Annotated in this window: 1 pseudogene; it reads right to left on the reverse strand. The window is 65.1% G+C overall.

What is annotated here, in order from left to right:
• A pseudogene (locus ASC86_RS26780) lies at window positions 1–375 on the reverse strand (electron transfer flavoprotein subunit alpha/FixB family protein); the annotation flags it as partial.

Below are 375 nucleotides of genomic sequence, written 5' to 3' on the forward strand. Positions count from 1 at the left end.
GCCGAGGCGAAGGAGGCGGTGCGCACCGTGATCACCTTCTTGGCATCGGTGGACTGAACCGTCTGGATGGCGTTGCCGGCATAGATCGGCCGCTTGAAGGTGTCGGCCGAGACGACTTCGGTGATCTCCGAGATCTGCGCGACATCGAGCAGGGCGGCAACACGCGGAAGAACGTTCTTGCCGACCGAGGTCGCGGCCGCAATGACGGTGTCGTAATTGCCGGCCAGCGACACGATGAGGGCTGCCAGCGGTTCTGCCAGGTTGTTGGCAAGCGAGGCATCCTCGGCAACGAGCACCTTGGACACGCCGGCAAGCTTGGCGGCCTGTTCGGCAACGGCCTTGGCGCCAGCGCCGGCAACGAGCACATGCACGTCG

Origin of the sequence: Rhizobium sp. Root1212 (genome assembly GCF_001424985.1) — a bacterium.
GTDB lineage: Bacteria > Pseudomonadota > Alphaproteobacteria > Rhizobiales > Rhizobiaceae > Pararhizobium.